General features: G+C 55.8%; 12 protein-coding genes. All 12 read left to right on the forward strand.

The window, feature by feature from the left end; genetic code table 11:
• Window positions 1-28: 28 nt before the first annotated feature.
• The 12 genes from M2298_RS17575 to M2298_RS17630 all read left to right on the forward strand — a co-directional run bounded on the left by M2298_RS17575 (window position 29) and on the right by M2298_RS17630 (window position 15,689).
• Window positions 29-892: a class II fructose-bisphosphate aldolase gene (locus M2298_RS17575; protein WP_242773521.1), complete on the forward strand. Its 864-nt coding sequence runs from the start codon at window positions 29-31 to the stop codon at window positions 890-892.
• Window positions 893-935: 43 nt separating this feature from the next.
• A complete protein-coding gene (locus M2298_RS17580; protein ID WP_173597229.1) occupies window positions 936-2,027 on the forward strand; it encodes a bifunctional phosphoglucose/phosphomannose isomerase in 1,092 nt (363 codons plus the stop codon).
• A gap of 2 nt (window positions 2,028-2,029) precedes the next feature.
• Window positions 2,030-2,974 (forward strand): 1-phosphofructokinase family hexose kinase, encoded by a 945-nt coding sequence (locus tag M2298_RS17585; RefSeq protein WP_280648794.1) that lies wholly within the window; start codon window positions 2,030-2,032, stop codon window positions 2,972-2,974.
• A gap of 18 nt (window positions 2,975-2,992) precedes the next feature.
• The gene (locus M2298_RS17590) at window positions 2,993-4,003 is read left to right on the forward strand and encodes an ROK family protein (protein WP_280648795.1); all 1,011 of its coding nucleotides are present in this window, start codon (window positions 2,993-2,995) and stop codon (window positions 4,001-4,003) included.
• 14 nt (window positions 4,004-4,017) lie between these two features.
• Complete coding sequence (gene ebgA / locus M2298_RS17595; protein WP_280648796.1) at window positions 4,018-7,122, forward strand: beta-galactosidase subunit alpha; 3,105 nt, start codon at window positions 4,018-4,020, stop codon at window positions 7,120-7,122.
• 91 nt (window positions 7,123-7,213) lie between these two features.
• A complete protein-coding gene (locus M2298_RS17600; protein WP_173597233.1) occupies window positions 7,214-8,947 on the forward strand; it encodes a cache domain-containing sensor histidine kinase in 1,734 nt (577 codons plus the stop codon).
• Window positions 8,919-10,109: a response regulator gene (locus tag M2298_RS17605; protein WP_122962304.1), complete on the forward strand. Its 1,191-nt coding sequence runs from the start codon at window positions 8,919-8,921 to the stop codon at window positions 10,107-10,109. The genes M2298_RS17600 and M2298_RS17605 overlap by 29 nt, the downstream gene beginning before the upstream one ends.
• Window positions 10,110-10,228: 119 nt before the next feature.
• Complete coding sequence (locus M2298_RS17610) at window positions 10,229-11,530, forward strand: ABC transporter substrate-binding protein (RefSeq protein WP_280648797.1); 1,302 nt, start codon at window positions 10,229-10,231, stop codon at window positions 11,528-11,530.
• A gap of 57 nt (window positions 11,531-11,587) precedes the next feature.
• Window positions 11,588-12,508 (forward strand): carbohydrate ABC transporter permease, encoded by a 921-nt coding sequence (locus tag M2298_RS17615; protein ID WP_173597297.1) that lies wholly within the window; start codon window positions 11,588-11,590, stop codon window positions 12,506-12,508.
• Window positions 12,505-13,317 carry a carbohydrate ABC transporter permease gene (locus M2298_RS17620; RefSeq protein WP_280648798.1) on the forward strand — a complete coding sequence of 271 codons (813 nt, stop codon included), beginning with the start codon at window positions 12,505-12,507 and terminating at the stop codon, window positions 13,315-13,317. Before M2298_RS17615 ends, M2298_RS17620 begins: the two co-directional genes overlap by 4 nt.
• A 13-nt stretch (window positions 13,318-13,330) precedes the next feature.
• Window positions 13,331-14,002 (forward strand): YesL family protein, encoded by a 672-nt coding sequence (locus M2298_RS17625; RefSeq protein ID WP_173597236.1) that lies wholly within the window; start codon window positions 13,331-13,333, stop codon window positions 14,000-14,002.
• Window positions 13,992-15,689 carry an amylo-alpha-1,6-glucosidase gene (locus M2298_RS17630; protein WP_280648799.1) on the forward strand — a complete coding sequence of 566 codons (1,698 nt, stop codon included), beginning with the start codon at window positions 13,992-13,994 and terminating at the stop codon, window positions 15,687-15,689. The genes M2298_RS17625 and M2298_RS17630 overlap by 11 nt, the downstream gene beginning before the upstream one ends.
• Window positions 15,690-15,704 lie beyond the last annotated feature (15 nt).

Consider the following 15,704-nt stretch of genomic DNA (forward strand, 5'->3'; position numbering starts at 1 on the left):
AGCTGAGCAAGGGAATGGGGGAATCGTTATGGCGTTAGTATCATCGACACAAATGCTTGGGGAAGCGCGGGCGGAAGGGTATTGCGTCGGGGCGTTCAACGTTCACACGCTGGAAATGCTGCAAGCGGTAGTGGAGGCGGCAGAGGAAGCGAACGCGCCGCTGATTTTGCAGACGACGGTTGGAACGGTGCGGCATCTGGGACCGGAGTATGTGGCAGCGATGGCCCGGGTGGCGGCTGAGCGCGCTCGGGTGCCGATTGCCCTGCATCTCGACCACTGTCAGGAGGAGGAGCTGATCGCCCGGTGCATCAAGGCCGGGTATACATCGGTCATGATTGATGCCTCCATGCACCTTTTTGCGGAAAACGTGGAGCGGACGCAGCGGGTGGTGACATTGGCCAGGGCTTTTGGAGTCAATGTGGAAGCGGAGCTTGGCAAGGTCGGCGGGGTCGAGGACGATCTGGTCGTGGATGACGCAGACGCTTCTCTGGCTGACCCGCTCGAATGCGAGCGTTTTATGGAGCTGACAAAAGTCGATACGCTCGCACCAGCGATTGGGACGGCTCACGGAATCTACAAAGGGGAGCCGCGCATTGATTTTGTCCGCCTGGAGGAAATTGCCCGGCGCGTCCCGGCACCGCTAGTGTTGCATGGCGGCTCCGGGATTCCTGAAGCGCAAGTCAAACGGGCTGTCGCGCTGGGGATGGCGAAAATGAATGTGGCGACAGAGCTGCGCATCGCCTTTTCCAATGCGATTAAAGCAACGTTCGAGGAGCACCCAGCAGAAAACGATCCGCGCACCTACATGAAGCGGGCCAAGCAAGCCGTGAAGGAAGTGGCGCTCGCCAAGATGGAGATGTGCGGTTGCACGGGAAAAGCGTTGGTCAGGTAAGGGTAAGCCAAAACAAGCGATAGCGAGGAAAGGGACGATTGGCATGCGTATCAATCTGGATGATGTGAAGGTTTTGCGAGAGCTGGATACGATTCGGGCGTTGCAGGACACAGAAGCGTATGAGGAGCAGTTCCAGGCAGGTCTGAAATTATCTGATTATTTCGATGTATCAAACATTTCTGCTCCGATTGAAAATATTTTGGTACTGGGCACGGGCGGCGGCTCGGCTGCGAGCGTCAACCTGATCAAATCGTATTTGTTTGACGAGCTGCAAGTCCCGCTGCAACTGAATCAAGGCTACACGATCCCGGCTTTTGTCAACGAGCGCACGCTTGTGATCGTCGTCAGCCACTCCGGCAACACCGAGGAAGTGGTTAGCGGGTATGAGGCCGCGATTGCCAAAGGCGCGCAAGTAGCTGTCATCACCGCAGGCGGAACGGTGCTCGACATGGCGCGGGAAAATGGGCATGCATACTTGCTTGTGCCAGGCGGAATGATGCCGCGGATCGTGCTTGGCTATATCTTTTTGCCGATCCTCGCCATCCTGACCAAGTTGCAGCTTGTTTCCGACAAGCGCGCCGAGGTAGAGGAGACGATTGCCCTGTTTCGGACCTGGAAGCAGGAATACGGGCCAGATTCGCCGATTGAGCAAAACGAAGCGAAGCAAATCGCGGTGGAGCTGGATGGGCTGGTGCCTGTTGTGTACGGAACGCTACCTTATTTTGATGCTCCGGCCTGGCGCTGGAAAAATCAGTTGGGGGAAAACAGCAAGCTGATGGCTTTTTGGAACGCCATTCCGAGCTTGCATCACGACGAGGCGGTCGGCTGGGATTCTCCTGCGGCTCTTTTGAAAGGCTTTCATTTTACACTGATTCGAGATTGCGAGGACAGCGAAAAGACGGTGAAGCGGGTAGAGATTAGCGCGGATATTTTGCGAGAGCGCGCAGGGGCGGTGCGGGTTGTGCATTCGCGCGGCGAGTCACGTTTGGCCCGGTTGTTTTCCATCGTTTATTTGGCTGACTTTGTCTCCCTGTATGCTGCCTTGATTAGAGGTGTTGACCCTACCCCTGTGGAGGTCATCAATTTGTTTAAACAAAAAATGGGGCAGCCGCTCGTGACCGTGCAGGTGAAATAGCCATGCTCGTCACAGTGACGCTGAATGCGGCGATCGACAAAACGTACCGCCTCGCTCATTTTCGCGCGGGGGAACTGCATCGCACTCAGGAAGTATGGAGTTTGCCGGGGGGAAAAGGCATCAATGTAGCGCGGGTCGCGAATACGCTGGGCCAAAAGGTAGTGACGAGCGGGTTTGTGGCGGGGCATAACGGGAGGTTCATCGCCGAAGGATGCAACCGCGAAGGGATAGCCACCTCGTTCGTCGAGGTGCAGGGAGAGTCGAGGCTGTGCCTGACTTTTCTCGACGAGCAGGCAAAAACGGTGACGGAAGTATTGGAACCGGGGCCAGCGGTTGGAGCGGATGAGCTGGCTTTGCTGCAAGCGAGGTTGACGCGCTTGGCCCAGCAAGCGACGTATGTGGTTTTTTCCGGGAGCTTGCCGCGCGGACTTCCGGTGAACACGTACGCCGTACTCATAAAAGGGCTGGCTTCCTCGGGAGCCAAATGTGTTCTCGATACGAGCGGTGCGGCGCTGGCAGAAGGGATCGGGGCAAAGCCTGAGTTGATCAAGCCGAATCAGCCCGAAGCGGAGGCGATTCTCGGCTACTCGCTGGACAGTGACGATGCCCGGTACCGAGCCATTCGCGAGCTGTGCAGGCGGGGCGCCAAGCGGGTGCTGCTCTCGCTGGGACAGGAAGGAGCCTGGTTCGGCGATCAAGACCAGACATGGCGCATTTCGGCTGTCCCGTTGACCGAAGCAGAAGTGAACAACACGGTAGGGTGCGGCGATTCGCTGCTTGCCGGAGTGCTGACCGGGCGCATGCGCGAGCTGGCATGGCCGGACGCGATCCGGTTGGGCATGGCTTGCGCTGCTGCGAATACAAGCTCGTTTGGGGCAGGCGTGGTGACGGCTGAGGCCGTTCAGAGCATGATGAACAGGCCGATGCATGTGGAGCAGGTTGGGTAAAGGAGAGGAGGGAGTGTCATGCGTCATGTAATCGGGCTGGATGTCGGCGGCACCACCATGAAAGGCGCGGTTATGGACGAGGCAGGGCGGATTTTGGTTCGGGGAGAAAAGGAGACGCGGGTGTACAACGATTTGCCCATTCTGATTGAACGAATGGCTGGGCTCATTGATGAATTGCGGAAGCAAGCAAAAGGGAGCGTCGAAGCGGTAGGCATCGGCTTTCCCGGTCCGTTCGACGCCGAGCGCGGCATATCGGTACATTCGCCCAATTTTCAGCTCCATCAGGCCGACATTCGTACACCGCTCGCCAAGCTGGTCGACTTGCCGCTGTTTTTTGACAACGACTTGCGCACGGCTACGCTCGGGGAAGCCGTATTCGGAGCGGGACGGAACGCGTCTCACCTCGTCTTTGTACCACTCGGCACAGGCGTGGGAGCGGGGATCGTGAACGAAGGACGGCTCGTTACTGGCAGCAGCGGGTTTGCGGGAGAGATTGGGCATGTCCATGTTCCCGGGCTGACCGCTGCCTGCAATTGCGGCAAGATCGGCTGCGTCGAGACGGTCGCTTCTGCTACGGGAATCGCGAGACTGGCCCGCGAGCGACTTGCTCGGTCGTTGGCGGACGGAGCGCCAAACGCGGAACCGTCGTCGGTCATGCATGCCTTGTGCGGCGGTGAGCTGGAGCGTCTGACAGCGGAACACGTGGCAAAAGCGGTTGCGCAGGAGGATCGGCTGGCGATCGAGGTATGGGAAAAAGCGTGCGACGTCATCGGCTGGGCGCTGTCTGTCCTGATCAATGTGTTCAACCCGCAGCTTGTTGTGGTAGGCGGAGGCGTTTGCCGTGCCGGGGAACTGCTGCTTGCGCCTGTGCAAAAAAGCGTAGCGCGCTATGCCATGGATGTCGTGGGACAGCAAGCCAAGGTTGTTTTGGCGCAGCTTGGGGCAGATGCAGGAATGTTGGGTGCGGGAGCGTTGGCGCTGCAAGCGATGCAGCGGGAACAAGGCACTTGCGAATCGTTACGAGGATAAAGGAGTGGACGCAGATGAAACAACTGAATGACTGGGCAAACCATCAGCTGCTGCAAAGGAACCGCTTGCCGGCTCGGGCTTACTTTTTATCGTACCCGGAGGCGACGCAAGCATTGACTTACGACAGGGGCGCGACCCCGTGGTTTCAGCTGTTGAATGGGCAGTGGCAATTCGCCTATGCGACATCGCCGCTGAGTGCCCCGGATGACTTTTTTGCCGACGACTATGACGCTGCGGAGTGGGGGCGAATCCAGGTTCCGGGTCATTGGCAGCTGCAAGGCCATGGGAAGCCGCACTACACCGACTTGTACTACCCGTTTCCCGTCGATCCGCCGCATGTGCCTTCCGATAATCCGACTGGCTGCTATTTGCGCGAGTTTACCGTTTCGCCGGAATGGGAACAGCATCAGGTCATTTTGCGGTTTGAAGGGGTGGACAGCGCTTTTCACGTTTGGCTGAACGGCGCAGAGGTTGGCTACAGCCAGGGAAGCCGCCTGCCGTCCGAGTTCGATGTGACGGAATTGCTGCGTACCGGGAAAAATCGTCTCGCGGTTCAGGTGTATCAATGGTCGGATGGAACGTATCTCGAAGACCAGGACATGTGGTATTTGAGCGGCATTTTCCGCGACGTGTCGCTGATTGCCCGGCCCAAGCTGCACGTCAGGGATGTGGCGGTCGTAACCGAGCTGGACGACAAGTATCAGGATGGCATCCTGCGTGTGCGCGTACATGTGGAAAACAGCGGGGCGGAGCGACTTGGCGGGGTAAGCGTGACAGCCAAATTGCTCGATCAGTTCCGGCAGCCTGTGGCGGCGGAAGTGCAGCGGATTGGCGGTACGGTTGAAGCAGGCCAGGAAACGCTCCTCGATCTGCGGTTGCCCGTGTCAGGGCCGAAAAAATGGTCAGCGGAGGAGCCGAATTTGTACCACTTGCTGCTGGAGCTTGGGCAGGAGGCGAGCGGAACGGTGGAGGTCATCCCGATTCGCGTCGGCTTCCGTTCGATTGAGGTAAAAGGGAACAACTTTTTCGTCAATGGCGTGCCCATTCGTCTGAACGGCGTCAATCGGCACGATCACCACCCCGATCTCGGGCGCGCCGTTCCTTTTGAAACGATGCGCGAGGACGTGCTGATGATGAAGCGCCACAACATCAATGCCGTTCGCACCGCGCATTACCCGAACGATCCGCGCTTTTACGACTTGTGCGATCAATACGGTCTGTACGTCATGGATGAAACGGATTTGGAGACGCATGGCTTCCAGTTGACCGGGAACATCAGTCAGCTCAGCGACGATCCCGAGTGGGAGAACGCCTATGTCGAGCGGATGGAACGCATGGTCGAGCGGGACAAAAACCATCCGTCGATCATCATGTGGTCGCTCGGCAACGAATCCGGCTTCGGCTGCAATTTCCGCGCGATGGCGGCGTGGTGCCGACAAGCCGATCCGACCAGGCTCATTCATTACGAGGAAGATCGGGAAGCAGAAGTATGCGATGTGTTCAGCACGATGTACTCTTCCGTCGAAAAAATGATGCAGCATGGAGAAAACGAGCAATTGCAAAAGCCGCATATCATGTGCGAGTACGCTCACGCGATGGGCAACGGTCCTGGCGGCTTGCGCGATTACGCCGACGTCTTTGACAAGTATCAACGCCTGCAAGGCGGCTTTGTCTGGGAGTGGATTGACCACGGTCTGCGTCAATGGACGGAAGATGGACGGGAGTATTTTGCCTACGGGGGAGATTTTGGCGACTACCCGACGAACGGCAACTTTGTCATCGACGGTTTGATCCGTCCTGACCGCACCCCGTCGCCTGGTTTGCTCGAATATAAAAAAGTGATCGAGCCGATTACGGCAGTCGCAGTCGACTTGAAAGAAGGCGTCGTCACTCTGCACAATCGCTACGATTTTTGCACGCTCGATCACGTGCGGATGGTCTGGAGCATCACCGCAGATGGACATGTTTTGCAAAGCGGAACGATGAGTCTGCCTGACGTAAAAGCAGGGAGCCGTGCAGACGTCGTGATCCCGTATAAAGTGCCGGAGTTTGCAGCAGAACAAACCGATTATTGGCTTACCGTATCATTTGTGCTTGCCCAAGATGAGGCATGGGCGCACGCCGGGCATGAGCTTGCCTGGGCACAATTCGCTTTGCCAGTGCCCGCGCCGCAGCCAGCAGCAGCGCTTTCCCGGAAAATCTCGCCTGGACATCTGGAAGCGGCAGAAACGAAGCGAGAGATAACACTTGCAGGCGGCGACTTCCGGTTTGTTTTTGACAAAGCAGACGGCGTGCCCAAAAGCTGGGTGTTTGCGGGCAAGGAATTGCTTGTTGCGGGGCCGCGGCTGACTTTTTGGCGGGCGCCGATCGACAATGACATGTATGTGGTAGAAGACTGGCGCAAGGCGTTTCTGGACCGTTTGCAGACACGGGTCGACTCGGTCGCTTTGCAGCAGGAACGCGATGATCGCGCCGTCATTGTTTGCGATGTGCGGATTGGCCCGCCTGTCTACGCTTGGGCATTTGCCTGCCGATACACGTACACGGTATTCGGAAACGGCGAAGTGCATGTTGAGGTGCAGGGAACACCGCACGGCACGCCGCCAGCCATGTTGCCGCGAATCGGCTTGAAGCTGTTGATTGCCAAAGATTTGGAGCGCGTATCCTGGTACGGCCTCGGCCCAGGGGAGTCGTACAGTGACAGCAAGGAAGCGAATCGCGTCGGCGTATACCACGCCAGTGTCGATGAGCTGTACACGCCGTATGTGTTCCCGCAGGAAAACGGAAACCGCACGGACACGAGATGGATGTCGATCACTGATCAGCGCGGGATAGGTTTGTTCGCGAGCGGCCAGCCGACGATGGATTTCAGCGCCCTTCGCTACGATACAGACGATCTGGAGCAGGCCAAACATGTGACCGATTTGGTGAAAAGGGACTATGTGACGCTGCATCTGGATTATCGGCAAAACGGTTTGGGAAGCAACAGCTGCGGTCCCAAGCAATCGGAACAACATGCGTTGCGTCCAGAAGCATTCCGCTTCCAGCTGCGCCTCGCTCCCTTTTCCAAAGACGCCATTTCGGAAATCCAGTTGAGCAAACAGCAAATAAGTGACTAAAGCACACCTATTAGCCACCTGAAAAAAGTTGTACAATTTAATTAAAGATTGAATAGTGCAACTAATCGAATAATGGTGGTGGTTCTGTCACATGAAATCATGGTTGCTCGTTCCGCGCAGAAGTATCCACGCCAAGCTGCTCGCTTGTATGCTCATCGCCGCCATCATCCCGCTGTTTATTCTCGGCAGCATGGCTTACTGGAAGTCGTCGATGGTCGTGCGGGAGCAGTTTGGCACATCCGGGGAGTACATTGCGACACAGCTGCAAATCCAGATCGACAACTACCTGAGTCAAATGCGCTACATCGCCTACGACATCAACACGTACTTGTCCGACCCCACGCTGATCGTCATGCGCGAGGAGCAGCCGAAAACATACGCGGGCTTTCTGGAGCAAAAAAACTTTGAACGTTTCTTGGGGGCGTACAGCACGCAGGATACGAAAGGCATCTTTATCGTGACGCCCTCGGGGTATTTTTTCGGGAAAAATGTGATCAACGGGCAAGATTTGCAGCGCGAACAATGGTGGAAGGCGTTGCCCGCGAAGCTCACAGGGGAGAGCTGGATCGGTTTTTACACCCCTCGGCATTACGTCGGGTTTGAACAAACCGAATTTCGCCATAGCGAAAAGGTGCTGGGACTGGTCGTGCCTGTTCTCAGCGGTTACGGCGTGCTCAAGGACAGCCGGATTTTGATTGAAATGAAAGCCGGGAAGCTGTTTCAGCTGTTTCAGAAGCTGGAAGACGACATGAAGGCGTACGTAACGATTACCGATGAAAACGGCCGCCTGATTTACCAGACAGCGGGCCGTTTTACCGAACAAAAAGACGACATCGTCTGGAACAAGCCGCTGGAATCGAACAACTGGATGATGCAGGTGCGCTTGCCTTACGAGCAGATGAATCGTTCTGCCGATGTGATTGGCTCTTTTTTCGTGGCTGCCCTCGTCTTGTCGGCAGCGCTGGCAGTCATGCTCGCCTATTTGTTTTCCCGACGAATCACCGGAAAAATTCGCAGGCTGGAAGAAACGATGCGGCTGGTCGGCACGGGCGAGCTGCAAACGCGAGCGACAGTCGATACGGAAGACGAGCTGGGCAGGCTCGGCGTGAGCTTCAATCAGATGGTCAGGAAAATCCAGACGCTGGTCGCTGAGGTGAGCAAAACCGAGCAATTGAAAAAAGAGGCGGAGCTGCGCGCCGTCCACTACCAGATTAACCCACATCTGTTGTTTAATACGCTCAACTCCATCCAGTGGAAGGCAAGGCTCTCCGGAGCGAATGAAATCGGCAGCATGCTCTACCACCTGATCAAAGTGCTGGAAGGCAACCTCGACATCTCGCAGGAGCTGGTGCCGCTGGAAAAGGAACTGAAGACAGCCGGGCATTTTTTGGAGATTCAACAGTTTCGCTACGGGCCTGTCTTTTCGTTTGAGCAGGACGGCGTGGAGGCGTGCAGCCGTTATTTGATTCCGCGGATGACGCTCCAACCGCTCTTGGAAAATATTTTTTTCCACGCTTTTGAAGACGGAGAAGGGATCATCCGGATTGCGGTTCAGGAAGAAGCAGGCATCGTGACGCTGCTGTTGCGCGACGATGGCGCGGGAATCGAGCCGCAGCGGCTTGCCCAGCTCTTGGACCCGGAACTGAAACGCTCCAGCAAGCGGGGTCTTGGCGTGTTCAATGTGGATCAGAAATTCAAGCTTCATTTTGGCAAGGAATACGGGTTGAACATCTCGTCAGTCAGAGGAGCAGGAACCACGATTCAGATCACATGGCCGAAAAGGGAGGAAGTGCCTGATGAGCATCAAGGTAATGATTGTGGATGATGAGGTGCTGGTGCGAAAAGGTCTGAAGGCGATGGTGCCGTGGAGCCGTTACGGTATGGAGGTAGTCGCGGATGCCCCGAATGGGCGCAAGGGCTGGGAAGCTTTTATGCAGATTCAACCTGAGCTTGTGATTACCGATATCGTCATGCCGGAAATGGATGGTCTGGAGCTGTGCAGGCGGGTCAAGGAACAGGCGCCGCAGACGAAAGTGCTCTTGCTGAGCTGCCACCGCGACTTTACTTTCGCCCAGCAGGGAATCTCTCTCGGTGTGTCTGGCTATTTGCTCAAAACCGAGTTTCAGGATGATGAGTGGGATTCCCTGCTGCAAAGGATGAGAGCTGAGCTGACAGGGGAGAAAAAGCAACCGCCTCAACCTCGCGAACGGCAAAAGGAGTGGAGGCTCGAATTTGGAACATGGCTGACGGGCTTGAATCGCGGCTTTGAGCAAAGCCTGGCTGCCATGCTGGAAGCGCAGTGGGGCTGGATGAACGATGCCACGCGCGTATGGTTGCTGGCAGGCATGGGCGAGTATCGGGAAGAGCAGGAACGGGTAATGTTGTCACGGGAGCTGGATACGACCTGGGAATGGATTCCGTGTGGAGATCACCGCTTCCTGTTTTGCCCCGCTGATTCGTGCAGGCAGGTGGAATCGCTGCTGGTGGAATGGAAGCTGGCTGGAACCGTGACAAGCTGGGAAACAGCGGGTCCTTTTAGCGGGCGCGAGCAGTGGCTGCTGACGGTGCGCACGCTGTACAAGAAGACGGAATGGGCGAAAAAATTCGGCGTGATGCAGGATGCGTGGCAGGAGCCGATTCGCCAGGCCGTTCACTATGCGCTCGATCGGCTGGACACGCCGCTGACGGTAAGCGAGGTCGCTTCACAGGTCGGGCTGAGCCGCAGCCACTTTAGCGTGTTGTTTAAAAAAGGCGTGGGCGAGAGCTTCGGGGAGTTTCTCGACAAGCGTCGCGTGAGAATCGCGCAAGGCATGCTTGGCGAGACAACGATGTCGATCCAGGAAGTGGCGGAACGCGTCGGTCTGCCTGACGCCAAATACTTCAGCAAATGGTTCAAAAAATACACAGGCATGAGTCCCAGTCATTACCGTTTCAAACAAAAAGAGGAGTCTGGCCGAACAATCGTCCACTCCACCGCGCAAACTTGATTCGGCCCGGAAAAAGGAAACAAATTCGCGTACTAATTACGAACAGATGGCGGTTTCCCCATATTTTTTCTTTCATTAGAATGGAGAAAAATCAGGCTGTAACTCAAGGGGGGGCACAGATGAAAAAGATGGCGTCAAAATGGATGACAGCCGGGATGGCACTACTTCTCGCTGTAGTGACGGGTTGTTCGCAAAGCCAGCCAGCAGAGACACAAAACACGGGCAATAATACGGGCAGCACAACGCCGACATCGTCTGAAAAAAAGGAAACGGTTACATTGCGCTTTGCGACATGGGACACGGATGAAATGCTGAAAATTCAGCAAGATATCGCGAAGAAATTCGAACAAAAAAATCCCGGCGTGAAAGTGCAGGTCGAAGCGTATGCCGATGGCTTTGATCAGAAGCTGGTCGCGGCATTCGGTGCGAAAAACCCGCCGGATGTCATGTACATGTGGGATTTCCCGACTTACCATGCGTCGCTTGAGCCGCTGGATGAATTTGCAAAAAAAGATTCGACAGTCGCCATCGACGACTTTTATCAAGGACTCCTGAATTACAACCGCTACAACGGGAACTTGTACGGATTGCCTGCCGGGTTCTCGACGCGCGTCATGTTTTACAACAAAAAGCTGTTCAACGAGGCGAATGTGCCACTGCCGACAGACGGCTGGACGTACGACGACTTTAAAGCAGCAGCCAAACAGCTGACGGTCCGTGAGAAGAAGCAGTACGGATTTGCCGTTCGCTCTGAGCCGGATACGTACGACCTGCAGGAAGTGGTCTGGAGCAACGGCAGCAGCTTTATTAGCCCGGATGGCAAATCGATCGATGGATTCATGAATAGCAAAGAAACCGCGCAAGCTTTGCAAGTTTTCAGCGATCTGACGAAGGAAAAGAGCGCGGTGCTCGTCGGAGGCAAAAATCAGCAAAGCGGAAACGACTTGTTCAAAGCTGGCAAGCTGGCGATGTATGACAACGGCGTATGGTCGCTGGAGTCTTACAAAAAGGCAAACGTCGATTTCGGCACGGTTGTAATGCCGCAGTTCCCTGGCAAGCAGGGCAAAGGTGTCATCGCCACTTCCTCGGTGTCGATCGCCAAAGACTCCAAGCATAAAGAGCTGGCTTGGGAGTTCGTGAAATACTTCGTTTCCAGTGAAGCGATCAAAATGCGCACGTCCGATCTGCCTGTACGGATCAGCGTGGTTCAGGAGAAAAAGCTCGATCAGGACGCCCTGTACGCTCCGTTTTACAAGATGCTGGAGAAGTCGAACGATACGCCAGCGTTCCTTTTGCACCCGCATTGGAACGAGATCAATCGCAACCTCTCGGCGGCGGTCAATGCGATCATGCTGGGCCAAAATGCCGAAGAGCTGCTGAACAAGGCGGTCAAGGACTCCCAGAAGTACATGCAAAAATAAGGGAAGGATGTCAGGGACGTGAAAACAGAGACAATCGTGACGCGTGAGCAGCCTGCCATGACCGTACAACCCAAAAAAATGAACTGGGGGGCGCTTCTCACCCCCTATCTTTTTATCCTCCCATGGATCATCGGCTTTCTCGCTTTTACGCTGGGACCGATGCTGTTTTCGCTCGTAATGAGCTTTTTTGACTGGCCTGTAGTGGGGGAGGTTACCTTTGTCGGGCTGGACAACTACGTCAACATGTTTACCGATGACCCGCTGTTTTGGCAATCGCTTTGGGTAACGATCAAGTTCGCCCTGCTGTTTGTGCCGCTCAATCTGATCATCGCCCTGTTTTTGGCGATCATGCTTAACCAAAAAGTGCGGGCAAGCGGCTTTTTCCGGACGGTGTTCTACTTGCCGAGCGTGATTTCCGGCGTGGCGCTGGCGATGATCTGGGCATGGGTGTATGACGGCGAGTACGGCATTTTCAACTACTTGCTCAGCCTGATCGGAATTACCGGGCCGGATTGGTTGAATGACACCTCATGGGCGCTCGTCGCCATGGTCATCGCCAGTCTGTGGGGGCAAGGCTCGATGGTGCTGATTTTTCTCGCGGGGCTGAAAGGGATTCCCGAAAGCTTGTATGAAGCTGCATCCATTGACGGCGCGGGTACAGTGCACAAGTTTTTTCGCATCACACTGCCGATGATCAGCCCGACGCTTTTGTTCAACCTGATCATGACGATCATCAGCGCGTTTCAGCAGCTCAGCCTGGCGCTTTTGCTCACCGGGGGCGGGCCGTTGCAATCGACTTACTTTTACGCCATGTACGCGTACGACAACGCCTTCAAATACTTCAAGATGGGGTATGCGTCGGCGAACTCGTGGTTTATGTTTTTGATCATTTTGGTGCTGACTTTCATCGTCTTCAAAACATCCGGAGGCTGGGTGTACTACGAAGGTGACAATCGCAAGGGAGGGGAGGAAGCTTGATTCGCAAAGCGATATCGTATACGAGCTTGATCTTTTTCTCCTTTCTGTTTCTGGCTCCGTTTTACTGGATGGTCTCTACTGCGTTGAAGTCGGTTCAGGAGATTTACACGTATCCGCCCAAATGGATTCCTGACGTCTTGCACTGGGAGAACTTCGCCAATGCGTGGATGTCGCAGCCGTTCAATCTGTTTTTGCAAAATTCGTTGAGCGTGACGCTCTTGACGACGATCGGCCAGCTGATTTCCTCATCGCTGGTGGCATACGGGTTTGCCAGATTTACGTTTAAAGGCAGGGACTTCCTGTTCATGGTCGTGCTGGCGACGATGATGATTCCGTGGGAAGTGACGATGATTCCGCTGTATATGGAGTTTAATTACTTGAACTGGATTAATACCTTGAAGCCATTGATTGTGCCCTCCTTTTTCGGGGCGCCGTTCTATATTTTTTTGATGCGTCAGTTTATTTTGACAATTCCTCGCGAGCTGGATGAAGCGGCACGCATCGATGGGGCAGGCCCGTTCCAGATTTACGCGCGCATCGTGGTTCCGCTGATGATGCCTGCGCTGATTTTGATTAGCGTCTTCAATATTATGAACACCTGGAATGATTATTTGGGGCCGTTGATCTTTTTGAATGACCAGAGCCAGTACACTTTGACGCTCGGGCTTGCGCAATTCAAAGGCATGTACGACGTGGAAGCGACCGGGCTGATGGCGGTCACGATCCTGATCTCGCTGCCGCCGCTCGTGCTCTTTTTCCTCGCCCAGCGGTATATCGTCGACAACGCGGCAGGGGTCGGCATCAAGTGAGGAGGCGTGGCAGGTGAAACATCGGGAGAAATGGGAAGGGGCATTCTGGTCGGTTCATCAATGCGGAGAGTGGCTGTTGCGGCTGGAAGTAGCCCACCTGCTCTGGATCGGCGGCACGCTTTTGGGAGGCGTCGTGCTTGGCATTTTTCCGGCGACCGCAGCCATGCATGAGGTGCTTGGCGGGCAAGGCTCAGGCGGAAACAGGGATGACAGAGGAATCGCAGCGGCTTTCTGGTATGCGTACCGCCGTTACTTTTGGCGAAGCCAGCTATTGGGATATGCCCTGTTGCTGTCGGGAGTTGTGTTGTGGGGCGACCTGATTTTTTTCCTTGGTCTGGGCACAAAATGGAGCCTTGTCTGCGCAGCTTTGTTGGCCGGAATCAGTCTTCTGCATACCGCGATTTGCTGTCACGCTTTTGCCTTGCTTGTGCGCCTGGATCGCGGTTTTTGGGCCGGAATCAGGCAGTCGTTCTGGGCGGTGGCGGCTTTTCCCCTGCACGCTATGGTGACGGTTGGCGGCGTGTTTTTGTGCGTGGGCGTCATGCTTGTCTTGCCTGCGCTGCCGATCTTGCTGGGGGCAAGTGCGCTTGTCTGGTGGATGGCAGTGCGGACGGTTCGCTTGCTGGAAAAGTGCGAGCGCAAAGCAACTACACAGCAACTACGGGGTGAAACATATGCAGTTTGATTTGGGAATCGTTCCTTTTAGCCGATACGGGTCTTTTCTCGTCGTTTCCCGGCTTGGCAGCGACAGGCGGGCCGAGGGACTGTACTTGCGCAATGTGCGTGGCGGAGACAATCGTGACGGGGCTGTATTTCGACTGGAGCTGGTAGATGACGGGGTGGCAGTTCCTTTTGAAGCAGTCGCTACGCCAACGGTGCTCGTGCTGCGGGCAGAGCAAGGCGAGCTGGAATTGTGCATGGGCGAGCCGCAGCTTGTTCAGGTGCGCGGGCGGGGTGTCGGCTTGCGGCTGGTGGTGGAATCGGAGGCCGCGGATTACGTCATGCCAGCACCAGCCGACTGCCTGGTAGTCAACCATTTTACGACCGAGCTGCACTTTCGACTGACACCGCTTGCTGGAAAAGTGGCGGTAGAAGACGCGTGGAAGGCGACGCGAGACAGTCAGGTCAAGCTGTCGTTTTTGCCTGACGGTCAGACGGGTGAGCTGGAGGGCGTAATCGAGGAATTTCAGACGGTGTGGCGAGAGCGCAGCTATCCTGATTTTGCTTCCGGTCGCGCTCGGGTGGAGCAAGAGTATCGCGAATGGCTGGGACAGACGCTTCCACTCTCGGAAGCTGCTCGTGAAGACGGGCTGGCAGAAGCGCGCGAGCTGGCAGCGTATATAACGTGGTCGTGTGTCGTAAGGCCAGAAGGGTATTTGCCGCGTCCGGCGATGTACATGTCGAAAAACTGGATGACCAACATCTGGAGCTGGGATCATTGTTTCAATGCGATGGCCTTGACTCGCTGGAATTTGCCGCTCGCCTGGGATCAGTTGATGGTGTTTATCGACAGGCAGGACGAGAGCGGCGTGTTCCCCGATTTTATCAACGACAGGTATGCGCTCTGGAACTGCTGCAAGCCGCCGATTCACGGCTGGACGCTGGGCTGGATGCTGGCGCGCAACGACGATGTTACCGATGAGATGCTGACAGCGATATACGAGCCGCTATGCCGTTGGACGGACTGGTGGTTCCGCTACCGCGATGATGATCAGGACGGCATTCCTCAATACAACCACGGCTACGATTGCGGCTGGGACAACAGCACGGTTTTTCTCGACGGAACACCGATTGAAAGCCCGGATTTGCCCGCGTATCTCGTGTTGCAAATGGATGTGTTGGCGGGAGTGGCGAAGCGGTTGGGTCGGGATGACGAGGCGCAAGCCTGGGAAGAAGAGTCGGAAGCGACTTTGCAGCGATTGCTGGCGCAGCATTGGGATGGGAAGAAGTTTTTTGCGACACGTTCGGGGAGCGACCAGCCCACCCGAGGTGACAGCTTGATCTGCTACATGCCGCTTGTGCTCGGCGAAAAGCTGCCCGAAGCGATGCGTGAGCAGATGATCGCAGACGTGCAGCAGCGTTTTTTAACGGACCACGGACTGGCTACGGAGAGCCCGGCAAGCCCGTTTTACCGCAGCGATGGCTACTGGCTCGGCCCGATTTGGGCGCCGGTGACCATGCTGTTGGTCGATGGCTTGCGCCGTGCGGGCGAAGAAAAGCTTTCCCAGGAAATTGCCCGACGCTTTTGCCGCATGGCGGCGGCAAGCGGGATGGCGGAAAACTTCGATGCCCTGTCGGGTGCGGGACTGAGAGACAGGGCGTTTACGTGGACGTCCAGCGTGTTTTTAATGTTGGCGCATGAGTATGTGTGAGTGACAAAAAAGGAC

The sequence above is a fragment of the Brevibacillus sp. 1238 genome, from assembly GCF_029892995.1.
GTDB classification, from domain to species: Bacteria; Bacillota; Bacilli; order Brevibacillales; family Brevibacillaceae; genus Brevibacillus; species Brevibacillus parabrevis.